At 70.6% G+C, this 23,337-nt stretch carries 19 protein-coding genes and 1 pseudogene; 12 read left to right on the plus strand and 8 right to left on the minus strand.

The genetic code is table 11. The features are described from left to right. Positions 1 to 48 precede the first annotated feature (48 nt). The 3 genes from TN53_RS19640 to TN53_RS19650 all read left to right on the plus strand — a co-directional run bounded on the left by TN53_RS19640 (position 49) and on the right by TN53_RS19650 (position 3,908). Positions 49 to 750: a hypothetical protein gene (locus TN53_RS19640; RefSeq protein WP_159038161.1), complete on the plus strand. Its 702-nt coding sequence runs from the start codon at positions 49 to 51 to the stop codon at positions 748 to 750. Positions 751 to 840: 90 nt separating this feature from the next. After that, positions 841 to 3,003, plus strand: a complete 2,163-nt coding sequence (locus tag TN53_RS19645) for a membrane protein (protein WP_046259847.1) — start codon at positions 841 to 843, stop codon at positions 3,001 to 3,003. A gap of 62 nt (positions 3,004 to 3,065) precedes the next feature. Further along, positions 3,066 to 3,908 carry an alpha/beta fold hydrolase gene (locus TN53_RS19650; RefSeq protein ID WP_046259848.1) on the plus strand — a complete coding sequence of 281 codons (843 nt, stop codon included), beginning with the start codon at positions 3,066 to 3,068 and terminating at the stop codon, positions 3,906 to 3,908. Here TN53_RS19650 and TN53_RS19655 read toward each other — a convergent pair. Together TN53_RS19655 and TN53_RS19660 are read right to left on the minus strand one after the other, a co-directional pair. Then, a pseudogene (locus TN53_RS19655) lies at positions 3,905 to 4,237 on the minus strand (PaaI family thioesterase); the annotation flags it as partial. The gene TN53_RS19650 and the pseudogene TN53_RS19655 sit on opposite strands and share 4 nt — an antisense overlap. Next, positions 4,238 to 5,008, minus strand: a complete 771-nt coding sequence (locus TN53_RS19660; RefSeq protein ID WP_046259849.1) for a TioE family transcriptional regulator — start codon at positions 5,006 to 5,008, stop codon at positions 4,238 to 4,240. 58 nt (positions 5,009 to 5,066) lie between these two features. Between TN53_RS19660 and TN53_RS19665 the strand changes: the two genes are divergently transcribed. Beyond that, complete coding sequence (locus TN53_RS19665) at positions 5,067 to 6,272, plus strand: erythromycin esterase family protein (RefSeq protein WP_046259850.1); 1,206 nt, start codon at positions 5,067 to 5,069, stop codon at positions 6,270 to 6,272. A gap of 29 nt (positions 6,273 to 6,301) precedes the next feature. Here TN53_RS19665 and TN53_RS19670 read toward each other — a convergent pair whose 3' ends face one another. The 3 genes from TN53_RS19670 to TN53_RS19680 form a co-directional block, all read right to left on the minus strand. Continuing rightward, on the minus strand, positions 6,302 to 7,210 hold the full coding sequence (locus tag TN53_RS19670) for a GlxA family transcriptional regulator (RefSeq protein ID WP_046259851.1): 909 nt from the start codon (positions 7,208 to 7,210) through the stop codon (positions 6,302 to 6,304). Positions 7,211 to 7,220: 10 nt separating this feature from the next. Next, positions 7,221 to 7,823, minus strand: coding sequence for an isochorismatase family protein (locus TN53_RS19675; RefSeq protein ID WP_046259852.1), 603 nt, complete (start codon positions 7,821 to 7,823; stop codon positions 7,221 to 7,223). Between the two features lie 72 nt (positions 7,824 to 7,895). After that, positions 7,896 to 8,411, minus strand: a complete 516-nt coding sequence (locus TN53_RS19680; protein ID WP_046259853.1) for a hypothetical protein — start codon at positions 8,409 to 8,411, stop codon at positions 7,896 to 7,898. Positions 8,412 to 8,606: 195 nt separating this feature from the next. On the opposite strand from TN53_RS19680, the gene TN53_RS19685 reads away from it, so the two are divergent. From TN53_RS19685 to TN53_RS19695, 3 genes are all read left to right on the plus strand, one after another. Next, complete coding sequence (locus TN53_RS19685; RefSeq protein WP_046259854.1) at positions 8,607 to 9,218, plus strand: dihydrofolate reductase family protein; 612 nt, start codon at positions 8,607 to 8,609, stop codon at positions 9,216 to 9,218. A gap of 220 nt (positions 9,219 to 9,438) precedes the next feature. Then, on the plus strand, positions 9,439 to 11,775 hold the full coding sequence (locus TN53_RS19690; protein WP_046259855.1) for a glycosyl hydrolase family 95 catalytic domain-containing protein: 2,337 nt from the start codon (positions 9,439 to 9,441) through the stop codon (positions 11,773 to 11,775). Between the two features lie 47 nt (positions 11,776 to 11,822). Next, positions 11,823 to 13,724, plus strand: coding sequence for a glycoside hydrolase family 97 protein (locus TN53_RS19695; protein ID WP_046259856.1), 1,902 nt, complete (start codon positions 11,823 to 11,825; stop codon positions 13,722 to 13,724). Positions 13,725 to 13,982: 258 nt separating this feature from the next. Here TN53_RS19695 and TN53_RS19700 read toward each other — a convergent pair whose 3' ends face one another. Together TN53_RS19700 and TN53_RS19705 are read right to left on the minus strand one after the other, a co-directional pair. Further along, on the minus strand, positions 13,983 to 15,488 hold the full coding sequence (locus tag TN53_RS19700) for a tetratricopeptide repeat protein (RefSeq protein WP_095046592.1): 1,506 nt from the start codon (positions 15,486 to 15,488) through the stop codon (positions 13,983 to 13,985). A 25-nt stretch (positions 15,489 to 15,513) separates the two neighbouring features. Beyond that, positions 15,514 to 18,462, minus strand: a complete 2,949-nt coding sequence (locus tag TN53_RS19705; RefSeq protein WP_052745252.1) for a CHAT domain-containing tetratricopeptide repeat protein — start codon at positions 18,460 to 18,462, stop codon at positions 15,514 to 15,516. 113 nt (positions 18,463 to 18,575) lie between these two features. On the opposite strand from TN53_RS19705, the gene TN53_RS19710 reads away from it, so the two are divergent. Both TN53_RS19710 and TN53_RS19715 read left to right on the plus strand, forming a co-directional pair. Then, on the plus strand, positions 18,576 to 18,956 hold the full coding sequence (locus TN53_RS19710) for a hypothetical protein (RefSeq protein ID WP_159038162.1): 381 nt from the start codon (positions 18,576 to 18,578) through the stop codon (positions 18,954 to 18,956). Positions 18,957 to 18,959: 3 nt separating this feature from the next. After that, positions 18,960 to 19,895: a hypothetical protein gene (locus TN53_RS19715; RefSeq protein ID WP_046259858.1), complete on the plus strand. Its 936-nt coding sequence runs from the start codon at positions 18,960 to 18,962 to the stop codon at positions 19,893 to 19,895. Between the two features lie 49 nt (positions 19,896 to 19,944). On the opposite strand, the gene TN53_RS19720 is transcribed toward TN53_RS19715, so the two are convergent. After that, a complete protein-coding gene (locus TN53_RS19720) occupies positions 19,945 to 20,709 on the minus strand; it encodes a class I SAM-dependent methyltransferase (RefSeq protein ID WP_046259859.1) in 765 nt (254 codons plus the stop codon). A gap of 306 nt (positions 20,710 to 21,015) precedes the next feature. On the opposite strand from TN53_RS19720, the gene TN53_RS19725 reads away from it, so the two are divergent. The 3 genes from TN53_RS19725 to TN53_RS19735 all read left to right on the plus strand — a co-directional run bounded on the left by TN53_RS19725 (position 21,016) and on the right by TN53_RS19735 (position 23,021). Further along, complete coding sequence (locus tag TN53_RS19725; RefSeq protein WP_234441647.1) at positions 21,016 to 21,507, plus strand: hypothetical protein; 492 nt, start codon at positions 21,016 to 21,018, stop codon at positions 21,505 to 21,507. Positions 21,508 to 21,647: 140 nt separating this feature from the next. After that, positions 21,648 to 22,433 carry an endonuclease/exonuclease/phosphatase family protein gene (locus TN53_RS19730; RefSeq protein ID WP_095046598.1) on the plus strand — a complete coding sequence of 262 codons (786 nt, stop codon included), beginning with the start codon at positions 21,648 to 21,650 and terminating at the stop codon, positions 22,431 to 22,433. Positions 22,434 to 22,583: 150 nt separating this feature from the next. Next, the gene (locus tag TN53_RS19735) at positions 22,584 to 23,021 is read left to right on the plus strand and encodes a VOC family protein (RefSeq protein WP_046259861.1); all 438 of its coding nucleotides are present in this window, start codon (positions 22,584 to 22,586) and stop codon (positions 23,019 to 23,021) included. Positions 23,022 to 23,337: the final 316 nt, after the last annotated feature.

The raw sequence follows: 23,337 nt of genomic DNA on the forward strand, positions 1-23,337 counted from the left end.
CCGGACGCCACGAGCCACTCCGCAACCGAGCCGGCGGTGCAGTGCTCCATGTTCCAAGCCACGACCGGGCCGCTGGTCTCCATGGCCCTGCTCTCCCTGGACCTCGACGAGGTGGCGCGGCGACTGAGCCTGACCATCGAGGAGTCATGGGACGGACACGGCGCCGTGCGCGCCGCGTTCTTCATCCTCGACGGAACGGACTTCGTGGTCACCCATCACGAGGGTGATCCGCCAGGAACCTACGTCTGGGTGAGGAAGTCCGGCCCTGTCGACCCGGCCGCACGCACCGGCATTCTCCTGACGGCACTGGACGTCGGCACGGAGGTGGTGTCGTTCTCCACGTGGGGCATCGGCACCGACCTCTCCCGCATTCCGGCCGCCTGGCGCCGGTTCAGACACCGACCGGCCGACTCGCACCAGAGGTTCTGGGAGAACTTCAGGGATCGGACGGGGATGTACGTCGGCCGCAGCACCTACGAGGGGGTGACGGCGTACCTCGACGGCTACGACCAGGGCTGCGGCGGAGTGGTGCTGGACGGTCTGCGGGAGTGGCTCGCGGCCACGTACGGGGTGGGCGAGAACCTCGTCTGGATGGCGCAGGTCCTCCTGATCGTCTTTCCCGAGGGCCGGCCGGACTCGCCGTGGTCGCAGGACCAGCACACCCGTGCCGTCGAAGGCCTCCTCGCCCTGCTGGAGGAGTTCTTCCAGCACCTCCAGGACCCCGCCGCCGCCCCACCACGGACCAGCTGACACACGGACCTCACCAACACGGCCGGCCGGGAGTACCCGTACCGTTTGCGGCCTGCGCGCGGCGCGATCACCATGAGGAGCAGGTGGCCCATGGATCCCATGACCTCGCGCAGATGGCTGCGCTTCCTCGCCTTCGCCGCGGCAGCGCTCTGCACGCTGGTCGTCACAGTGGCGGCCACAGCCCGTGACACGGTCGTCTCCGCGGCGTTCTACCAGTCCGTCCTGGACGAGGAATCGGCGTACGACCGGCTCTACGACCAGGTCCTGGTCGACCCGAAGGCGGGCGCCGTGACCCGGAACCTTCTGGCCGGGCTGCCGGTCCCGGAAGCCGTGCTCACGTCCAACGTCAAGCTGGTCCTTCCTCCGGAGACGGCCCGGGAACTCACCCATGAGCAGATCGAGGCCGTGGTCGGATACCTCAACGGCGACCGGAGCAGCCTTGTCCTGAGCGTCGATCTGCGCCCGGTGCTGACCAACATCAACGACCTGACGCAGATCTACTTCGGGGACCTGGTCGCCGCCGTGCAGAACCGTACCGAGCCGGACTTCGATGCCTTCTCGACCGGCCTTTCCGCCGCTCTGAAGGACGTGACGGCCGGACGCGTCCCCGGCACACTGCCCGCTCTGCCGCTTTCCGAGGAACAGGCGTCCAAGGCCGCCGACCGCATCCTGAACGCCCTGCCGGAGCAGGACCGGGCGGCGCTGCGCGACGACATCGAAGTGGCCCTGGCCGACGGGGACATCGCCACCGCCCTGGCCACCGTGGCTCCCGTGGCGGTGTCGGATCGCACCACCGATGCGACCGCCCGACTGCAGACGCTCGCCGGTGGCACCGGCTGGAACCTGGAGAAGGTGCTCGAGGCGTCCGGCAACGACCTGGCGGCCCTCCACCGGGCGCGCGCCTATACGGCGGTCGGACTCGGGATAGTGGAGGCCGTCGCCGCCGCCCTGCTGGTCGCCGCCCTGGTGGTGCTGTGGCTGACCGCGTCCCCCGCACCCGGCCGCAGACCGATGCTGCTGGGCTGGGCCCTGGCCGCCGGCGGTCTCCTCACCGCGCTCGTCGTCGTGCTCGTGCGTGTGGTGAGCGACGGCCGGCTGATCAGCCCGCCGGGGAGCTGGCCGCCCAGCCTGGCCCGCCTAGTCGACGATCTCCAGCGCACGGCCTTCGACGACATGGTGGCCGCGGCCCTCTACGCCGCCCTGGTCCCCCTGATCGCCGGAGCACTGCTCGCCGGATTCGGCTGGGCCCTCCAGGTCCGGCCCACCCTGCGGACCGCGTCACCGTACGTGCGCCCGGTGGCGGTCGGGACGTGCGCCGTGGCCCTGGCCGGCGTCGTGCTGGTGCCGCTCGTCGCGAGCCCCTCGGCGGCCCGCCGGTGCCAGGGCAGCGTGCGGCTGTGCGACCGGCCCTACGACGAAGTGGCGTACCTGACCTCGCACAATGCCATGTCGACCACTGTCGACCGGTTCATCGGCCCGCTCCAGGACCCTGCCATCACCACACAACTGGACGACGGGGTGCGCGGCCTGCAGCTCGACACCTACCGCTGGGAGAAGCCCGACGAGATCACCGCACGGCTCTCCGAGTCCGACTTCAGCACCGATCAGCGGGCGCTGATCGCCGGAGCCGTCGACAAGGTCAACCCGCCCCGCGAGGGCCTGTGGCTGTGCCATGCCGTGTGCCGTGCGGGAGCGATCGAGCTGATGCCGGAGCTGCGTGAGATCGGGGACTGGATGCGTGACCATCCGACCGACGTCGTGACGCTCATCGTCCAGGACGCGATCACCGGCGAGGACACCGCGAAAGCGTTCGCCCAAGCCGGACTGTCCGACCTGGTCTACACACCGGACCCGGACCCCGCGGAGCCCTGGCCGACGCTGGGAGAGATGATCGACAGCGGCCGCCGGCTCGTCGTCTTCGCCGAGCAGGCGGACGGCCCGGAGGCCTGGTACCGCAACTTCTACCGCTACGGCATGGAGACCCCCTTCGCGTTCCGCAGCCCCGACGAGATGAGCTGCGTGCCCCACCGGGGCGGCACCGGCAAACGCCTGTTCCTCCTCAACCACTTCATCACCGCCAACGGCGGCAGCCGACTGGACGCGGGCAAGGTCAACGCCCGCCAGTACGTGCTGGACCGCGTCCAACTCTGCGAACGGGAGCGAGGCAGGCCCGTGAACTTCATCGCGATCGACTACACGACGATCGGCGACGCCCGCGCCGCCGTGGACGCGCTGAACGCCCGCCGGGACTGAGGGCGGCGGAATGCATCCGACGGGTCCGCCCTTGACCGTGCTGTGGGAGAGGAGCGGCACTCGTGAGTGACTGGGACTTGGCCGAGACGTTCCGCAGCACGTCGGGGGAGGTGCGCTGGGGCAGCCTCGGCCCGCCCGGCCGGGACCCGGTCGTGCTGCTGCACGGCACGCCCTTCTCGTCGTACGTCTGGCGCTCCGTGGCCCGCGCGCTGGCCCGCGACCACCAGGTGTTCGTGTGGGACATGCCCGGCTACGGCGCATCGGAGAAGTCCACCGGCCAGGACGTCTCCCTGGCCGCACAGGGGAGGGTCTTCGCTGAACTCCTCGCGTACTGGGGCCTCGACGAACCCCTCGTGGTCGCCCATGACTTCGGCGGTGCCGTCAGTCTGCGAGCGCATCTGCTGCACGGAGCCCGCTACCGTGCGCTCGCCCTGGTCGATCCGGTCGCACTGGCCCCATGGGGTTCGCCGTTCTTCCGGCTCGTCGGCGAACACTCCGCGGTCTTCGAACAACTGCCGCCCGCACTGCACCGGGCCCTGGTACGCGAATACGTCAGCTCGGCCAGCAGCCCCGGCCTGCACCCGGCCGTCCTGGACCGACTGGTCCGGCCCTGGCTCGGCGACCCAGGCCAGGCGGCCTTCTACCGGCAGATCGCCCAGGCGACCCAGGACCACACCGACGAGATCCAGGACCGGTACGCCGACATCACGATCCCCACGCTGATCTGCTGGGGGGAGGACGACACCTGGATCCCCCGTGAGAAGGGACGCGAGCTCGGCGCCCGCATCCCGGATGCACGTCTGGAACGGTTCGCCGGCGCGGGCCACCTGGTCCAGGAGGACACGCCTGCCGAACTCACGGCCGCTCTCGCGGCCTTCCTGCAACGGCACGGCGAAGCACGCTAGTCGGCGGGCACCGGGAAGAGCATGCAGCTGCTCGTGGCATGGGCCAGCAGGCGCTCCTGGGCGTCGATCAGCCTGGCCTCGGCGAGTGCGGTCTGCCGGCCTCGGCTGACGACCGTACCGATGGCCCGGACCCGGCCCGTGCCGGCGGTGATCCGCTTGAGGAACTTCACGGTCAGGTCGAGCGAGGTGTACGCCATGCCGACCGGGAGCGCGGACTGCACGGCGCACCCTGTCGCCGAGTCGAGCAGGGCGGCGTAGACGCCGCCGTGCACGCTGCCGATCGGGTTGTAGTGCTCCTCGCCCGGGGTGATCGAGAACTCGACCCTGCCTTAGCCCGGCCCTCCTGGACTGTCAAAGGTCGGAGAGGAGGGACGCTGTCCGCGTTCGCGGAGATACGCCTCCAGCTCCGCGGCCCCGGCCAGCATCGCCCGCCCGCGGGCGGACAGCCGGCCGTGCCAGTCGCGCAGGGTGGCCTCCAGCGGCTCCGGGCCGCCCGCCGCGCGTACCTGGGCGATCAGCGGGGCGATCTGCTCCAGCAGGTAGCCGCCGCGCCGGAGTTGGTGGGCGAGCCGGGCGTCCCGTACGTCGGTCTCGCCGTAGACGCGATATCCGGTCAGTGGATCGCGGCGCGGGCGTACCAGCCCGGCGCGCTCCCATTTGCGCAGCGTCGCGGGCCGGATGCCGAGTTGCCCCGCCAGCACCCCGATGAACTCACCGGCGGACCGGGCCACTTCGTCGGGCTCGGGCGTGGGCTCCAGGTCGCGCAGAGCGCGCTCCACGGCGTGCAGGGTGCGCCGGTCGTCGAGGAGTTGGGCGTGGCTCTCGTCGATGAGGCGCATCGCCTCCTCGGTCGCGTCCTCGTTCACGGCCCGCATGATCGACGTCGCCGTCTGGTGGCCGTGCCCGGGCACCAGGGCGAGGAACGCCCGCAGAGCCCGCGCGTGCAGCGGGGTGTAGGTGCGGTAGCCGTGCGGAGTGCGACCGGCGGGCGGAAGGATGCCCGCCTCCTCGTAGTTTCTGACCGCCTGTGTGGACAGCCCGTGCCCACGGGCCAGGTCGACCGGCCTGAGCCGTTCGCTGTTTTGAAGGTTTCGTCCCATGATCCTGCTGATATCGAGGGAAAGTTTCAACCGAAAGTTCAACGATAGCGTTGAAGGCATGGCTACTGACTTCAAGGACACCGTCCATGCCGTCGAGGCCGCCGCCGTCATGGGGCTGTTCCCGACCCGGCCGCGGGTGCTCGCCCTGGGGGAGCCCACCCATGGCGAGGACGTTCTGCTCGATCTGCGCAACGACGTCTTCCGGCAGCTCGTCGAAGAGGAGGGCTACCGGACGATCACGATCGAGAGCGACTGCCTGAGGGGCCTGGTCGTGGACGAGTACGTCACCACGGGGACGGGCTCCCTCGACGAGGTCATGGAGCACGGGTTCAGCCACGGCTTCGGCGCCTCCGCGGCCAACCGCGAACTCGTGCGCTGGATGCGCGCCTACAACGACGGTCGGCCCGCGTCCGAGCGGCTGCGCTTCGCCGGCTTCGACGGTCCGCTGGAGATCACCGGTGCCGAAAGCCCCCGGCAGGCCCTCACCGCACTCCACGGCTACTTGTCGGCCCGGGTCGACGCGGACCAGCTCCCGTGCACCGCGGAAACACTCGACCGCCTGCTCGGCGCCGACGACCCATGGACCGACCCCGCCGCGATGATGGACCCGGCCCGGTCCGTGGGGCAGTCGGCCGAGGCCGGTCAACTGCGGACGGTCGCCGACGACCTCCTGGCCCTGCTCGAAGCACACACCCCGCACCTGATCCAGGCGACCTCGAGGGACGACTGGGACCGGGCGCGCCTGTACGGGCGTACCGCCACCGGCCTGCTGCGCTACCACTTCTGGATGGCCGACACCTCACCGAGCCGCATGACCCGGCTGCTGGGTCTGCGGGACTCGATGATGGCCGACAACCTGCTCGCGCTCGCCGAGCGCACCTCGGTGCTGGTCTTCGCCCACAACGCCCATCTCCAGCGGGAGAAGAGCTCGATGCGGATGTGGGACCACCCGCTGCTGGAGTGGTGGAGTGCCGGCGCGATCGTGAGCGCCCGCCTGGGTGAGGAGTACGCCTTCCTGGCCACGGCCCTCGGCACGATCCGGCACCAGGGCGTGGACACCCCGCCGCCGGACACCGTCGAAGGGCTCCTGTACGCGCTCCCGGAGGACCGCTGCGTCATCGACACCGCCCGCCTGGCCGCCACCCTCGCCGACACATGGCCCGCTCACCGGGTGTCCCCGTACTACGGCTACGCCTCGTTCGACCCGGCGCACCTGGCCGCGACCGACGGGATCGTGTTCATCAAGGACATCCCCCGGACCTAGCTCCTGCGTCACGCCGGCGGGCCTCGTCGTCAGTCGGTACGCGTGCGAAGGCGTCGCAGCATGCGGGGGTCCGTGAAGCCGACCGAGCGGGCGGCCGCGTCGACGGTGGCGCCGTGGCTGATGAGGTGCTGGGCGCGTTCGAGGCGGAGGGTCTGCTGGTAGCGGAGGGGGGTGAGGCCGGTGGCGCGAGTGAACAGACGGGTGAGGGTGCGCTCGCTGACACCGACGGCCGTGGCCAGGGCGGGCAGGGGCAGTGACTCGTCGAAGCGGGTGTCGATGAGGTCCTGGGCCTGGTGCACGGTGTCGTCGAGATGGGAGCGGTGCCGGAACATCGCGCTGGACTGCGGCTCATGGCCGTTGCGGCGGGCGTAGACCACCATGTCCCGGGCGACCTGGGCGGCGACGGCGGGGCCGTGCCGGCCGGCGACCAGATGCAGGGCCAGGTCGATGCCGCTGGCGATGCCGGCCGAGGTGATCACGCGGTCGTCCGAGGTGAACAGGACGTCGCGGACGACGAGCGCGCCGGGGTGGCGTACGGCCAGTTCGTCCTGCACGTCGTGATGAGTGGTGCAGCGCCGGCCCTTGAGCAGCCCGGCCCGCCCGAGCGCCTCCGCCCCGGCGCAGACGCTGGCCACCGTCCCGCCCTTGGCGTGGTGGTCTCGCAGGACCTGGAGGGAGGCCTCGTCGATGGCGGGCGAGTCGGCCAGGGTGACGGCGCGCCAGCCGGGCACCACGATCAGGTCCTGGGGTCCGAGCTCGGGCCAGTCGAGGCCGGCCACCAGCGGCAGCCCCTGGGCGGTCGGGACCTGTGGCTGCTCGGCGACGTAGGTGAGGGTGTACGGGTGCCCGAAATCGGCGGCCGTGGAGAAGACCTGCGCGGGGCCGGCCAGGTCCAGCAGATGGACTCCGGGCACCAGGAAGAAGACGACGTGGCTCACGATTCGGTCATCATGCCGGAAGGCCGGCCGCGGCTTCCAGCTCGTCGACCGTGGCGATGGCGGCGAAGCGTCCGGCGAGGGCGTATTCGGTACGTCGGATGACCTCCTCGGCGGGCAGGGTGCGGGGGTCGGCGAGCAGTGCGGCGACGCTCTGGCCCTCGGGGGCGTCGCGGTGCGGGACGGGGTTGGTGGCGGTCGCGTCGACGACGAAGGTGACCTGGTATCCGAGGTCGCTCGCGACGCGGGCGGTGGTCTCCACGCACTGTTCGGTGCGGATGCCGCACAGGGTGAGCTCGCGGATGCAGTGCTCGGTGAGAAGTTGCTGCAGGTTGGTGGTGGTGAAGGCGTTGTGCGAGGTCTTGTGGATCAGGGGCTCGTCGTCCGTCGGCGGCTCGATTTCCTCCAGCAGCCGCACATGGCCCAGTGCCGGGTCGAAGGCGCCGCCGGTGCCGGGCTCGGAGTGCAGCACCCACACCACCTGGTCCCCGGCCCGGCGGGCGAGCCGGACCAGGCGGTTCACCTTGTCGGCGATCTTCGGGTCGGAAATGGTCTCCCACAGCGGCCGGGCGCGGAAGGACTCCTGGACGTCGATGACGATCAATGCTCGGGTCATGCACCAAGCCTGATCCCCGCGGGTGGGCCGACGACAGGCCGCATCGGGTCCGGCAGCGGACCGATCCGGTCATCAGCGCCGCCTTCGGGGCTCCGGTGGGACAGGAGCGGCCGCGCTCTCCGCTTCTTTGATGTCCTCGGTGAGTTTCGCGATTCTCGTTCTCTTCGTGCTGACGGCGCGGGTCAGCAGACGCAGGTGGGCGGAGGATTCGGGCACGGTGGCCTCGAGTTCCGCGAGCCGCCGCTGCTCTACGGAGAGTTGGGCTCTGAGGCGTGAGGCGGGGTCGGCGGGCGGGGGAGGGGCGGGTGCGTTGAAGACGACGTTGTACCGAGGGTGCTCCGCACGGACGGCCTGGCGCTCGGCCGTCTCCGGGTCGTCGGGATAGTCGATCCGGATGGCGATGACCAGTGATCTCCAGGGTTGTTCGCGCAGGTGGGTGCGTATCCGGGTGAGCGGGCAGATCGTGATCCCGACGTAGAGCAGGCCTTCGGGGCCGTACAGCCGATACAGGGCGGTGCGACCCGCGGTGTGCAGGCTGCCTTCCTCGTCGAACAGGCTGCGCAGGAACTGTGCGTCGACATCGGCCATGACGGGGCCCTTCCTTCCCCTCGTCCTGCCTCCACGGTGGCATGAGGGTCTGACAGCGCGACGCTCCCGCAGCCCGGGCGCGCGAATCGGTGGACGTCGACTTCGGTACAGGCGTGCTCGGATGTCGAATGCGCCGCTTCCCGATCGACGTGAGAGTGAAGGCACCACCACCCCAGAACCTGAGGAGCACCCATCGTGACCATCACCGCTGATCTGGCCATGTCCCTCGACGGCTACATCGCCGGCCCCGACGTCACTCTGGACAACCCGGGAGGGGACGGCGCCGAGCCGCTCTTCGAGTGGATCCACAACCTGGCGAGCTGGCGGGAGCGCCAGGGGATGAGTGGTGGGGAGGAGAACCGGGATTCCGAGCTGATGCGTGAGTGGTTCGACGCCACCGGAGCCGTGGTCATGGGGCGGATGATGTACGACACCGGCGAGGAGTTCTGGGGCGACAACCCGCCCTTCAGGACCCCGGTCTTCGTACTGACCCACCGACCCCGGCCGACCCTGGTCAAGGAGGGCGGCACCACTTTCACGTTCGTCAGCGAAGGCATCCACAGTGCCCTCCAGCAGGCGAAGGCCGCCGCGGGGGAGAGGAACGTCGACATCGCGGGAGGCGCGAGCACGGTGCGGCAGTACCTCGATGCGGGACTCGTCGACGAGCTCCAGCTGCACGTGGTGCCGGCGCTGCTGGGAGACGGGCTGCGGCTCTTCGGCGGGCTGGACGCAGGCCGGCGGCTCGAAGTGGCCCGGGTGGTGGACACCCCGCTCGCCACCCATCTGAAGTACCGCTTCGTGAAGTGACCCGGAGCGGACGAGTACGGGCGTAGGACCCTCGATACATCGGATGAGTTGGCGGTGTATCGGGGCAGCTCAGGCGCATCCTGAGGCTCATCTCTCTCTGTCTGCTTCAGTAATGGCCGAACTCTGTCACTGTAAAGGTTCTTGACAGTTGCATGGCGCATGCCTACGTTCCCCGATACACCCGATGTATCGATGATCCCCTCAGACCCGGAGGACGACGATGACCTCGCAGTCGGGGAAGACCTCACCCCTGCCCCGCCGAGCCGTACTCGGCACCGCACTGGGCGGCGCGGCAGCCGCCGCCCTGCCCGGGACGGCCCACGCCGAACAGCCCGAACGGTCCGAGCAGTCCGGCGATGCCGGCTTAGCCGCCGAGCAGGCACGCCGCCCCTGGAGACTCCGCGACACCATGACCACCGACCGCGCCTGGGAAGGCTTCCTCCGCGGTCAGGACCTGCTCTGGAGCAAGCTGCCCACCCTCTGGTACGAGGGCCCCTTCCTCGGCGACGGCCTGCTCGGCACCATGGTCTACCAGGAGCCGAACACCCGGCACATCCGCTTCACCGTCCAGCACGGCCGAGTCCAGGACCACCGGCCCGAGTTCGGCAGCGGCTGGGGCACCGCCCGCCTGCCGGTCGGCCACCTCACCCTCGAACCGGTCGGCACCATCACCGCCGTCGACTGGCGACTGAGCCTGTGGAACGCCGAACTCGCCGGAACGGTCACCACCACCGCAGGCACTCTCAGCCTCTCCGCCCTCATCCACGACGAGGTCCTCGCCGTCCGTGTGACGGCCGACGGCGACGAAGCCCCCACCTGGACCTTCCACCCCGAGGAGGCCATCAGCCCCCGGAAGATCCAGGAGGCCCCGCCCGCCGGCTACACCCCCAACCCGCCCTGGACCACCCGGACCACCACCGACGGCACCGAGCAGACACTCCAACCCCTCACCGGCGGCGGCAGGACCGCGACCTCCTACCGCCGCACCGGGGACGACCTGCTGCTCAGCGTCGGCCACAGCTTCCCCTCCGACACCGCCGCCGAGGCCGACTCCCTGCGCAACCTCCGGCGCGCCCCGTCCCACGACGTCCTCAGGCAACGGCACATCCGCTGGTGGCACGCGTTCTACCGGAAGAGCTTCGTCTCGTTCCCCGATCAGCGGTTGCAGAGCTTCCACTGGATCCAGCTCTACAAAGTCGCCTCCGCCAGCCGCGCCGGCGGCCCCGTCATGGCCACCTCCGGTCCATGGCTGGAGCCGACACCGTGGCCCGCGGTCTGGTGGAACCTCAACGTCCAACTGGAGTACTGGCTCATCCACGGCTCCAATCACCTGGAACTCGACGCGCTCGCCACCACTCTGCGCCAGAACCAGGAACAGCTCATCGCCAACGTGCCCGCCGCCTACCGCTCCGACAGCTCCGGCGTCGGCCGCAGTTCCGACATGTTCGCCAACCGCGGCGTGGGCATGCCCGGCACCGGCGCCGAGACCGGCGATCTGACCTGGACGCTGCACAATGTCTGGCTGTCGTACCGGCACACCATGGACACGTCGCTGCTGCGCGACACGATCTACCCGGTACTGCGCCGGGCCATCAACTACTACCTGCACTTCCTCACCCCGGGCAGCGACGGCAAGCTCCACCTGCCAAGCACCCTCTCGCCCGAATACCCGGTGGTGCCACCGCAGGACACCAACTACGACCTGGCGCTCATCCGCTGGGGCTGCCAGACGCTCATCGAGTCCGCCGAACTGCTCGGCCTCGACGACGAGTCGGCCCCGCGCTGGCAGGAGGTCCTGGCCCGGCTCACGCCGTACCCGGTCGACGGCAACGGCTTCATGATCGGTGCCGACACCCCGTACGCCCAGTCCCACCGCCACTACTCGCACCTGCTGATGGTGTACCCGCTGTACCTCGTCAACTGGGACCAGCCCGAACACCGGGACCTCATCACGAAGTCGGTGGTCCGCTGGCACGCGCTGGCCGGAGCCCACCGCGGCTACAGCTACACCGGCGCCGCGTCGATCCACGCGATGACCGGCGACGGCGACACCGCGATCGCCTACCTGCGCAAGTTCTTCGACACCGGCACCCGCTTCCCCTGCCGGCCCAACACGCACTACACCGAGGCCGGTCCGGTGATCGAGACGCCGCTGTCCGCCTCGCAGTCCCTGCACGACATGTTCTGTCAGAGCTGGGGCGGCGTCATCCGCGTCTTCCCCGCCGTCCCGTCCACCTGGAAAGACCTCACCCTGCACGACTTCCGCACCCAAGGCGCCTTTCTGGTCAGCGCGGTTCGCAAGGCAGGGACCACTCGGTTCATCCGGATCAAGAGCCTGGCAGGCGAGCCGCTCAAGCTCCGCCACGGCCTCGCCGGAACCCTGACCGTGCTCCTCGACGACGGAACCCCGGCCCACACCGAGGACCTGGGCGACGGGACCCTCGCCATCGACCTGCCCAAGGGCCGCGAGGTACTCGTCCACCCCGGCCGCCGCCCCGACCTCGTCATCGCGCCCGTCGCCATCAGCGAACCGGGCCCGGCCTGGGGACTGCCGTAGCCGCACAGCGCTCACCTCGCCTCACCTCGTCAACAGGGAGGATTCTCATGGCGGTTCCGATCAGGACCGCGGCTGCCGCGCTGTGCGCCGGCCTGGTGGCCACCCTTCTCACGACGGTTCCCGCGCGGGCCGAACAGCGCGAGCACACCTGGACCGTGTCCGGCCCCGGCCGGGCCGCTTCGCACGCACCCCACGCGCGGATATCCCTGGACGGCACGACCGGCACGGTCAGCCTCTCCGTGACCCGCGACCGCCGTACCGTCATCGAGCCGTCGCCCGTCGGCATCGTCACCGAACAGGCCGACCTCTCCAAGGACTTGAGCTTCCTGCACCGCCAGGACCGCCTCGTGGACGAGCGGTACCGTACCCAGTCCGGCAAACGGCTGGAACGCCGGGCCCTCATGACCGAAACGCGCCTGTCGTTCGCCACGCCCACGGGCGCCCGGCTCGACCTCGTCGTCCGCGCCTCCGCCGACGGTGTCGCCTATCGGTACGTCCTGCCCGCCGGCCTCGGTGACGTCCTCGCCGAGACGTCCGCGTTCCGCCTTCCGCAGGACGCGACCGCGTGGCTCAGCACCTACCGGGCTGACAACGAGGGCCAGTTCGCCCAGTACACCGCGGCGACGGCCCCCGCCAACGACTACTCGCCGCAAGCCCTGTTCGCCACGGACGGCGGCTACACGCTCCTCGCGGAGTCCGACCTCACCGGCACCTACTCCGGCGCCCGTCTCGCCCACGCCCAAGGCACCGGAACCTATCGGATCAAGCTCGCCGACGACCGAGTCCGGACCAGCGGCTCCCTCGCCACCCCCTGGCGTGCCATGGTCATTGGCGACCTCGCCACCGTCACGCGCTCCACCTTCACCGACGACCTGGCACCCGCCTCCAAGGTCACCGACCCCAGCTGGATCCGACCCGGCACCGTCCTGTGGACCTGGCTCGCCGGCGGCCGCACCGCCGGGCAGAGCCTCACCGCGCAGAAGGCCTACGTCGACTACGCCGCCGAACGCGGCTGGCCCTACGAGGCCGTCGACGCGGGCTGGTACTTCAAGTCCGACGAGTGGGACACCACCGACCCGAACTGGCAGAACAACAGCTGGCTGCCCGAACTCGTCGACCATGCACGGGCAAAGGGCGTCGGCATTATTGTCTGGATCCACCAACGCGACCTCGACACCCCCGGGGAACGCGCCCAGTGGCTGCCCACGCTCGAACGCTGGGGCGTCAAGGGAGTCAAGATCGACTTCATGGACTCCGAGGCGCAGTCCATGCTCCAGTGGTACGACGCCATCCTCGCGGAGACCGCCGCCCACCACCTCATGGTCGACTTCCACGGCTCCACGCTCCCCAAGGGCATGCAACGCACCTGGCCGCAGGTCATGACCCTGGAAGGCGTCGCAGGCGAGGAGAAGCGCACCAACACCGCCGCCCACCTCACCACCCTGCCCTTCACCCGCAACATCATCGGCTCCATGGACTTCACCCCCGGCGCCTTCCAGCGCGTCGGCCTGCGTCCCAACTCCGACGCGGCCGAGACCGGACTCGCCGTCGTCTACGAGTCGGCCCTGCAGATGTACGCCGGCACACCGGAGTCGTACGACGAACGGCCCCTGGCCCGCGCCTTCTACGACCAACTCCCCGCCGCCTGGGACGACACCCGACTGCTGGCAGGCCGCCCCGGTCAGGAGGCCGTTATCGCCCGCCGTGACGGCGACCGCTGGTTCCTGGGCGGGGTGTACGCCGGTACCGCCCGCACCGCCGAAGTGCCGCTCGCGATCGGCGCCGGACGATGGCTGGTCGAGACGGTCCGCGACGGCGCCGACGGACTCGTCCAGGACCGTCAGGTGCTGCGCGGCGGCGACACGCTCGACATCGACGTCACCGACAACGGCGGCTTCGCGGGCATCGCCTGCCGATGGAGTCCGGGCACCTCCACCTGCCACCGCTAGCCGCCCCAACTCCCCGCTGGAGGCACAGACATGAGCGTTTCCCGGCGTACCGTGCTGACGACAGCGGCCGGTGCCGCAGCGTCGTTCGCCGCCTCGACACCACCCGCGGCCGCGGCCGAAAGCCGGTTACCGGCATCGACCGTGCACGTATTGCGCTCGGCGGCCGACTACGCGGTAGAGAAACTCCGCACCGTCGCGCCGACCGTGACCGCGTTCCCGGTCGGAACCAGATTCGAGAAATGGGGGGAAGCCGCCGCGTCATTCCTCGTCGCGCCGCAGCCGCCGCAGGGCTTCCTGTACGGCGGGGTCGGCGTCGGTATCGCTCCGGGACAGCCAGCGGGCGACGGCGTCGCGGTCGGAGGAGGGCGTCTCCGATGGCGCGGTGCCCCCGACCGTGACGCCCGCGGAGGGGGAGGACGCCGCCCCGGCCGCTCGCCGCAACCAGCCCTCGGCCTCCGCCATACGGCCCGTCTGCTTGAGCAGGGTCGCCAGGTTGAGCATGCCCGTGGGGTCACCCGACTCCGCGGCCCCGCGGAACGATTGCTCGGCCTGCTGCACCTCGCCGCGCCCGTACTGGCAGACGCCCAGGCTCGTCATGGCCGGGCCGCTGCCGGCCGCGGCGGCCTTGCGCCAGCACTCCTCGGCCTCGCCCATCCGTTCCCGCTGCCGCATCAGGTTGCCGAGATTGTTCCAGCCGTCGCCGACCTCGCCCAGTTCGATCGCCCGGCGACAGCACCGCTCGGCCTCGTCGAGCCTGCCGAGCTGCCGCAGGCTCACGCCGAGATTCAGCCAGGCGTCGGTGTACCCGGCCTCGGCGGCCAGGCGGTAGTAGCGCTCGGCGCCCTGATGGTCGCCACGTCCGGCGTGCCAGTGGCCCAGCGCGTACTGGGCCTCCGCGCTCCCCGCGTCGGAGGCCGCCTCGAAGTACGGTTCCGCCCGCTCCATGTCGTGGCGGTCGCGGTGGACCTCGGCCCGGTACAGCAGCGCCGTCGGGTCACCACTTCGGGCGGCGGCGGCGAACCACTCCTCCGCCCCGGCCAGGTCCCCGGCCTGCGCGGCGAGAGCCCCCACCGCCAGCTGGTGCTCCGGTGCCATGTCGTCGTCCGGGCTGAGGACTTCCTTGAGCACGGGCCAGTTGTCGGGGGACAGGCTCAGCCCGTCCGGGGTGTCTGCCACACCGGCTTTCGCGGTCTCGGCCGCGGCGGTGAACCAGGCCTCGGCCTCGATGGCGATGGGCGCGACGAGGCACAGCACCCGTGGGTCGCCGTACCGGTGCTCTCCCAGGTTCTGTCGGATCTCCTCCCACTCGGCGGGGGAGAGGCCGCCGCCGCGCTCCGCGGCACGGCCCTTCTCGGCGTCGGTGGTGGGAGTGCCGGCCGGGCGGGGCGGCCGGTCGAAGGGGACGGTGCTGCGGGCCCACACCTGTAACAGCGAGATCCGGGCGTCCACCGGCCCCTGGGCGGTCTCGGCCATTCGCAGCCAGCGGACGGCCTGCACGGCGTTCTGCCGGTCCCAGTGGAGCGTGGCCAGGGCGGCCCGCGCCAGCGGATCCCCGGCGTCCGCCGCCTTCTCCAGCCAGTGCACCGCCTCGTCGGTCCGGCCCAGGTCACTGAGGCCGATGCCGTAGACGGCCATGGCCTGCGGGCTGCCCGCCTCCGCGCCCTCGCGGGCGAGTTCCTCGGAGATGGCGTGGTCGTACTGGTAGGCCATCTGGACCGCCTGGTCCCGGGATCTGGCCCCGCCGTTCCTCTTCCACATCCTCATCCGCTGTCCCTCCCCGTATCTGCGTTCACATGCCTACATGGACATGGGCGGCCCAGAACCACGGGCTGTCCCGGTACAGGTCGCGCACGGCGCGTACAGCGGTGTGGAGGGCCTGAGCCGAGCGTTCCGCGACCGGCCGGGGCGTCCCCAGAGCCGCGTACGTCTTCTCGGCCAGGTCCAGGGCGACCGCGTCGTCGGTCTCCCACAACGTGCCCACGACATGGTGGTATCCGGCGAGTTGGAGCGCGCTGGCCAGATGGAGTGCCTCGTCGGCGAGGGCGGCTCCGGTGCCCGCGGTGCCGCATGCGGACAGATAGGCCAGCTCCGCGGCGGGCAGGTCGAGCCGGGAGATGTCGGCGACCGTCAGGCGCCGGTCGGCCGGATCGTGGACCACCAGGTGGCTGCGGGACGGGCTGTCCGGTTCGGTCACGCCGTGCCCGCAGAAGTGCAGCCAGCCGTGGCGCCCGATCTCCTCCAGCACACGGCCGCGGGTGGCGTCCGTGCCGCCCAGGACCTGTACTCCGGTCACGGTCCGCGCCAGCAAGGCCCCCTCCTCGGCCGCGCGTTCCAGACTGTCGGCTCCCGGAACGTCGGGGACGGAGACGACCAGAAAGCCGCTGGGCGCGGCGCGGCGCCGCAGCAGGCGTGTTCGACCCTTGCCCTCGTGTGAGCGCCGGCGGAAGTGGTCCGCTCGGCCGCGGGTGTGCGCCAGGGCTCGTACGGTGGGGGTGTACGACGAGACGGCCCGGTCGAGGACCGTACGCGGCACCGGTCGGCCCACCTCACGGTGATGCCCCGCCGCATGCAGCGGCAAGAGGGTGAGCGGTCCCGTGGGTACCCACCACAGCCGCTGCGGCGCGGGCTGCGCGGATACGCCGTCCATTCCGAGCGCGTCGAGGACCGGGCCCGCCACGGTGTCCCAGAGCCGGCGCAGGACCAGGTCGAGGACGTCCTGGCGGTCGGGATCCTCCAGGAAGTCACGCTCCGGATCCGTGAATTCCCGCAGAGCGGTGAGGAACGCGTCGACGTGTTGCCGGACACCGCCGAGGGTCAGCTCCGGCAGCGGCACCACGCGCAGCCCGCCCCGGGTGAGCAGCAGGGCGTCGCAGCGGAAGCGGCTCACGTTGACCACCACGACGGGACCGGCGTCCGCCTGCGCCAGCAGGTCCGAGACCGGAGGCGGTTGAAGGAAGTGCCGGAACCCCGGCCGGGTGGTGCGGATCTCGGTGAGCAGGTCGTGCCACTGGCCGGCGAGGACGTGCCGGGTGTCCGCGGCGGTGGCGCCGTCCGTGAGGCGGTCCGCGGTGGCGGGAGCGGGGGTGTCCAGCGCGGTGCGCAGCGCGAGCAGCCGTTCGGCCGTGTGCGGGTCCTGCCGGGCGAGTTCGGACATGTCGTCACGGCCCTGGAGCCCGCGCCCGAGCAACACCCCACGGCCCAGCTCCAGCAGGGCCAGCGCGCGTTCCGGGTCGCCGGCGGCCACGTGGCAGGCCGCGGCGTCGCAGGCCAGTCCGGAGAGCGCGGTCAGGGTGTGCTCGGTGTCGGTGTCGGTGAGGTTCCGCGGGGTGAGGACGGGCAGGAGCGCCACGGCGTCCTCGTAGGCCAGTGCCGCCTGGCGTACGTCGTCGGCGACCATGGCCAGGTTGGCCCAGTGCGTCAGGGACCACAGCCGGACCCGGGGCGTCGCCGCCGGGTGGACGGCCGCGGCACGGTGGCACTGAAGGGCTTCCTCAAGCTGCCGCGTGGGCACACCGCCGAGCGTCGTGCCGGTCCGTAAGAGCCTCGCGGTCAACAACCTGCCGCGCAGATACAGAAGTTGGGCCTGATCGGCGTGAGTGTCCGGCACGGCGGCCAGGGCCTCGTCGAGCAGTGCCCCCGCGCGGGCGGCGACCGCCGGGGAGCCTCCTTGGACGCAGATCTGTGTCAGGGTGTCGGCGAGGCTGCCGAGGAGGCGGGGCCGTGCGGGGTCCCCGGGCGGCAACCCCGCCAGCGCCTGTTCATAGGCCGCGATCCTCTCCTCGCCGGTCGTGGCGTTGCCGAGGCCGAGGCGGATCATGCCGAACCCGGGGTGGCCGGGCACGGAGGCCGCAGCCGCCTCCCGCCCCAGCCGCTGAGCCTCCTGGAGATCCGCCGGCTCGCCCAGCCGCTCGTGGCGCAGCCGCAGCGCGATACCGAGATTGTGCAGGCAACCGGCCCAATTCGGGTCCACCTCGGCCCCGTTGGGACCGGACGGGGCCGCTCGGCGATCGTCCTCGGCCGCCGCCACGGCCACGCGCCCGAACCGCCCCGCCTCCTCCAGGTCGCCCAGCGCGTTGGTCCGCTCGTACCGCAGCCGCAGCGCCACCCCGAGGGTCGTGGCGAGCGCGCCGCGGTCGGGATGTCCGCTGCCGTGGGCCACTTCGGCCTCGCGCAGCACCTGGATCGCCTCGTCGAGCTGCGCCGGGTCACCATGGGCCTCGTAGCGCAGGCGCAGGATGCTGCCCAGACGCCGCAGCGCAGCGGCACGCTGTGGCAGCAGGGCCCGGGGCGCCGCGCTCACCGTCGCACGGGCCGCTGCCTCCGCCTGTGCCAGCAACTCCACATCGCCGCGTGAATTCACCGCCGCCTGCTCCAACAGGGCCGCGCGGCGGTCCAGTTCGACCAGCCGAGCCCAGGTCTCCTCGACGGGCTCGTCCGGCCGGTCGTCCACGGCCTCCTCGTCGCCCCCCGGGCCCGCCAGGCCTCGCAGGGCTTCCGCGACGGCGAGCGCCTCGGCCGCCGCCTCACCCGTGAGCAGCATGGACCGCGCCCGGTACAGCCCGGCCACGGCGCCGACGGCCTGTGGATCGCGGGCGGGATCGGCGACACAGGACATCAACTCCCGTGCCTGCCGGACCGCTTCGGGCGCCAGCACCGCGTCCCGGTCCATCGTGGCGGCGAACAGGCTCAGCCGCGCCAGCAGCGCCCGGGTTAGTTCGTCACGCAACTGCAGCGCCATTGCCCCCGCTTCCCGTCGGCCGAGCGCGTGCCAGTACGGTACGGCCACACACGGAGGAACGAAAGCGGTGTCGATCGAGGACGGACCGGGTGAATGCGGGGGACTCAACGGTGGTGAGCGACCGACAGGCCCAGGAGCTCGCCCGGGTCTGCAAGAGCGTCGACAGCATGCGTTCGTTGGCGGACAGCAAGGGCCTGCGTTCCGAACTGGACCATATCCTGGCCGAGTTGGGGGAGCCCGCCGCCGATGTGCCGACGCTGCTGCGTCAGACGGCCGAGCTACTGCGCCGGTGCGGTGTCCCGGGTGCCCCGCGACGGCCCATCCCTGCGCTTGCGGACGCACAAGGAGGCCGCCCTCTCGAGGAGTTCTACTTCTGCCCACGCCAGGAGGACCACCGTTGCACCCGCTTGGTCCACGCTTTCGACATCCCTGAGGGCACCGACGCGCCGTCGTGTCGTATCACTGGACTGCCGTTGCGGCTGAGGAGGTTCTGATCCGTGGACGCCTTTCTCACCACCCTGGGCGGGAAGCTGGCGGACACCTGGGTGTCGGTGCTCGTCCTGCCTGGTCTGCTCTACGTTTCCGTGGCCGCCGCCGGTTCCGTCCTGGGACACCGAGACGCCTTCGACGTCGGTCTGCTGACGGACCGACTGGACGACGTGGCCGGCAGCCCCGCCGCGCACTCCAACGGGACGATCGCCCTCGCCGCCGCCTTCGTCGTGGCCGCCGCGGCGGGTGCGAGCATGCTGGCCTCGTTCCTCGGCGGTGGCGTCGAGCGGCTGTGGCTGGGGGAGTGGCCCGCACCGCTGGACCGGGCCGCGGCTCCGCTCACGCGGTGGCGCTCTCGCCGCTGGACCCAGGCCCAGGACCGCTATCACAGTGCCGTACGCAGCCGCGCCGCCGCAGCGGACATACCCGACGAACTCGACCCCGACCGGATCCCGCCCGCCGAAGGGGACACGGTCGCCCTGAACGAGGCCCGCAACCGCATCTCCCTCGCCCCGCCCCGGCGCCCCACGTGGATGGGGGACCGGCTCGCGGCCGTCGATCACCGGGTGTTCGACGCCTACCGGATCGATCTGTCCTCCGCGTGGCCGCGTCTGTGGTTGCTGTTGCCCCAGACACCTCGGACGGACCTGACGACGGCGCGGGACGCCTTCAGCTCCGTCGCGCGTCGCGCCGGCTGGGCTCTGCTGTATCTCGCCGTGGCCCCGTGGTGGTGGCCCGCGGCGCTGGTCGCGGCGGTGACATGGGTGAGTGCCTGGCGCGGCGGCCGGGACGCGGCGCACACGTTCGCCGAACTCGTCGAGTCGGCGGTCGACCTGCACGCACGCAGGCTCGCCACCGCGCTCGGTGTCAGCAACGGGAGAAGTACGCGGCTGTCGCACGACGCGGGCCGGGAGATCACCCGCCTGCTGCGCAAGAAGACGTGACTGATTCTCCGGCATCGACCCGTGGATCAAGCAACCGCCCGCGGCGCCGTCAGCCCGCCAGGCGAGCTTTCCAGATCTCCTCGCTGGGCCATTGCCGGGCCCAGTCGGCGGACACTTCCGAGTAGTCCCGCTCCGCGGGCCGCGGTGCCTGTATCTCCATCAGGTCCTCGACGACGAACCCGCAGGACCGGAGCAGACGAAGCGTCTCGCCGTGCGGCAGGACGAACTGCACATGATTCCCTCCGTCCAATCGGGTGAGGCCGAATTGTGTGCGGGACAGAGTGGTGGACGCCGACCCCTCGGGTCCCACGCACAGCGCGAACAGGGGTGAGTAGCGCATGAACACCAGTCGGCCTCCGGGCGCGAGGAGCCGGGCCGCCTCCGGGATCCACCGGTAGGGGTCGCACCACAGCGAGGCGCCGTATTCGCTGATCGCCAGGTCGAACGAGTCGTCCTCGTAAGGCACCTTCTCGGCATTGCCCAGGACAAGAGGGAAGTCGATGCCGAACTCCGCCTGCATGGCCCGAGCAGTGCTGAGCTGCTGCTCGGAGAGGTCGATCCCGACCGGATGGGCACCCGCTCTGGCCAGCCAGGCCGAGACGTAGGCGGTACCGCAGCCCAACTCGATGGCGCGCATCCCGGCAAGGTCGGAGGGAAGCACGGAGACCTGTGACTCCGGGGTCGCCCACAATCCCCACCGTCGTTCCACCTGCGACCAGTGATCACGGGCGAGCGGACCGTGCCAAGCGGCGGCCTGGTCATCCCAATAGCGCCGGTTCTGCTCCAGATGGTCCGTGTCGCCGTCATGAGTCATGGAGGCATTGGACCGAAGACGGCCGGTGCACGGCAACGCAATTGTGACCCCGTGAGACCCCGCTCCGGGCGGCGGTTGCGGGCCACGTCCTGGCGGCCGCGGTCGTCCTCGCGGTCACCTGGGCGACAGGCGAGTTCACACGGGTCCAAGGAGTTCGAGTCCACGGTGAACCGTCTGACCGGCAACCAGGAGATCATCGGGGGCGTGAAGGCTTTCCTGCGCTTGCTGCGCACCAGCGACACGGCCGACAGCGCCCCGGCCCCGGGCTGACCGATGTCTCACAGCTCGATGCGCCGTCCTGGCCTCTTGAAAGGCGTCTCAAGGATCCGTTGGGGCGAACTCCGCGGTGCCCAGCAGGCACCGGCAGGGGCTGTCCCCGCTCTGCTGTCCCGGATCGCGTACGCGGACGAGGACACCGCCCGTCTCGCCATCGACGAACTCGGCGACGTGATCTGCGCGTTGGGGTTCGTTGTCGGTGAGGCGACGGCCCCGACGGTCCCGTTCCTCCTCGAACTGGCCGGAGCCCCACACGTGCCGTGCAAGGCCGAGTTGCTGGACCTGCTGGAGAGCATCTGCCGGACCGAGCAGTGGCACTCCGCAGCCGCGGCGGCGAGGGACAGCAAGCACCGCACCGGCTACCGCGATCAACCCGGCTGGGAGGCAGCCGCCCGGGCGGCGGTCTTCGCAGGGCGCACAGTCGTGGAGGATCTCGCCTCGTCCGTACGCCCGGAGGAGGCGGCCCCCGCCCGGAGACTGCTGCGGGTGATGGACGAGCTGCCGCCCTTTCCCCAGCCGTGAATGTGTGGTCGACCACCGGGTCCCATAACCTCGTACATACGTAGTACAGGACGTCGGATGCCGTGTACATCGATATTGGGGAGGCCCTGGTGTTCGGTAGGCGCGCGGGGTTGCTCGCGGGTGCGGTGATCGTCGCGTGCATGGCGCTCGTCGGCTCCGGCGCACTGGACGGTGCGCTCTCCGGCAGGTCGGAGCCCGTCGGCGCGGTCAAGGAGGTCGTTCCCAACCGGGTCATGACGTGGAACCTGTGCAACCCGTGCGAGGAGAGCAACGTCGACCGGGCGGCGCAGATCGCCGAGTACGCACCGCAGGTCATCGCCGTGCAGGAGGCGTGCGCGCCTGACGTGAAGAAGGTCCGCGATTACCTGGAGAGCCTTTTCGGGCTGGTCTATCACGTCGAGTACGGGTCGGTTCTGCAGAGCTGGGGCCGCTGCGGGGGAGCGCCGTGGAACCCGGGAGGCTACGGCCAGGCGCTGCTGTCGGCGGCACCGATGACGGATCGCGTCAACGTGGAGTACCCCGACGGTGGGTCCGAGGACCGCGGCTACATGGCCGTCACCACCACGGTGGGCGGCCGGTCCGTCCGGGTCTTCAACACCCACCTCGCCGAACGACGCCAGGAAGAGGTCCGGGTGAACCAGGCCCGAGTACTCGCCAAGGAAATCGCCCGCCATGACCGCGCCATCGTCCTCGGCGACTTCAACGCCGTACCGGACGCCCCCGAGCTGTCCCCGATCTGGGCGCTGGCCATGGACACCGACCCGCAGTGCCGTCCCGCCTCCGTCGGCGTCTGCAAGCCGACCACCGAGTGGCAGAGCAAGTTCGACTACGTCTTCCTACGAGGCATCACCCCGCTCAGGCACAGCGTGGAACCCAGCTCGTACTCCGACCATTACGTGCTGCACACCGATCTGAAGCTGACGTAGGGCATCCGGCCCGCCGAGGTGGCCGCGGCGGCCCGGACGGTGTCAGGGACCCGCACCGAGTCCGAGAGGACACAGCGACGCGGCTGACCTCGCGCTTTCACGACGGCGGTCGCGGAGCGGCTTTCGGCCCGGCTCGGTAGCATGCGACGCATGGCCATCAAACTTGAGAACGTCGGCATCGCCGTCCGTGACCTCGAAGAAACGATCGCCTTTTTCACCGACCTCGGCCTCACGGTCGTCGGCCGTGACACGGTCAGCGGTGAGTGGACCGACACGGCCGTCGGCCTTGATGGCAATCACGCCAACATCGCGATGCTCCAGACACCGGACGGTCAGGGTCGTCTTGAGCTCTTCGAGTACATCCACCCCGAAGCGATCGAGACGAAGCCCACTCTTCCCCACGAGATCGGCATGCATCGCGTCGCCTTCTCGGTCGACGACATCGACAAAGCCCTTGAGGCAGCCGCGAAGCACGGATGCCGTCCGCTTCGCGGTGTGGCGACCTACGAGGACATCTACAAGCTCACGTACCTCCGCGGTCCCAGCGGCATCCTTGTGATGCTCGCCGAGGAGCTGAAGAAGAACTGACGGCTGGTAGCCGTAGCGTCCAGGGTTTCGACCGGCACGGGCTGGCGTGACCTCATGCCGCCCCGACTCGGGCAGATCGCGGGAAGCGTCGCCGCAGGCGGTGACTGACGGTGGATCGCGAACTCATAGGTGGCTCCTGGAAGGTGCGGTGCGAACTGCTTCTTGGTCGCCACTGGACGCCGACAGGTTGCCGTCGGTCTCACACTTCGCATTGAAGTGATGTGCGTCACGCCGGAATTGCGCTCGATGGCATCGATTGACTGGTTACCGAAGGTAATAACTGTGCTCTTTTGAAGCCGAATCGGGAGCTTGTCGC

This window comes from Streptomyces sp. WM6386 (assembly GCF_000972385.1).
Taxonomy (GTDB): domain Bacteria; phylum Actinomycetota; class Actinomycetes; order Streptomycetales; family Streptomycetaceae; genus Streptomyces.

What these genes read in the sequence shown, in the direction of transcription:
- TN53_RS19640 (WP_159038161.1), top strand. Translation starts at nt 49, where the DNA reads ATGTTCCAAGCCACGACCGGGCCGCTGGTCTCCATGGCCCTGCTCTCC.
- TN53_RS19645 (WP_046259847.1), top strand. Translation starts at nt 841, where the DNA reads ATGGATCCCATGACCTCGCGCAGATGGCTGCGCTTCCTCGCCTTCGCC.
- TN53_RS19660 (WP_046259849.1), bottom strand. Translation starts at nt 5,008, where the DNA reads ATGGGACGAAACCTTCAAAACAGCGAACGGCTCAGGCCGGTCGACCTG.
- TN53_RS19665 (WP_046259850.1), top strand. Translation starts at nt 5,067, where the DNA reads ATGGCTACTGACTTCAAGGACACCGTCCATGCCGTCGAGGCCGCCGCC.
- TN53_RS19675 (WP_046259852.1), bottom strand. Translation starts at nt 7,823, where the DNA reads ATGACCCGAGCATTGATCGTCATCGACGTCCAGGAGTCCTTCCGCGCC.
- TN53_RS19680 (WP_046259853.1), bottom strand. Translation starts at nt 8,411, where the DNA reads ATGGCCGATGTCGACGCACAGTTCCTGCGCAGCCTGTTCGACGAGGAA.
- TN53_RS19690 (WP_046259855.1), top strand. Translation starts at nt 9,439, where the DNA reads ATGACCTCGCAGTCGGGGAAGACCTCACCCCTGCCCCGCCGAGCCGTA.
- TN53_RS19695 (WP_046259856.1), top strand. Translation starts at nt 11,823, where the DNA reads ATGGCGGTTCCGATCAGGACCGCGGCTGCCGCGCTGTGCGCCGGCCTG.
- TN53_RS19700 (WP_095046592.1), bottom strand. Translation starts at nt 15,488, where the DNA reads ATGAGGATGTGGAAGAGGAACGGCGGGGCCAGATCCCGGGACCAGGCG.
- TN53_RS19705 (WP_052745252.1), bottom strand. Translation starts at nt 18,462, where the DNA reads ATGGCGCTGCAGTTGCGTGACGAACTAACCCGGGCGCTGCTGGCGCGG.
- TN53_RS19720 (WP_046259859.1), bottom strand. Translation starts at nt 20,709, where the DNA reads ATGACTCATGACGGCGACACGGACCATCTGGAGCAGAACCGGCGCTAT.
- TN53_RS19730 (WP_095046598.1), top strand. Translation starts at nt 21,648, where the DNA reads ATGGCGCTCGTCGGCTCCGGCGCACTGGACGGTGCGCTCTCCGGCAGG.
- TN53_RS19735 (WP_046259861.1), top strand. Translation starts at nt 22,584, where the DNA reads ATGGCCATCAAACTTGAGAACGTCGGCATCGCCGTCCGTGACCTCGAA.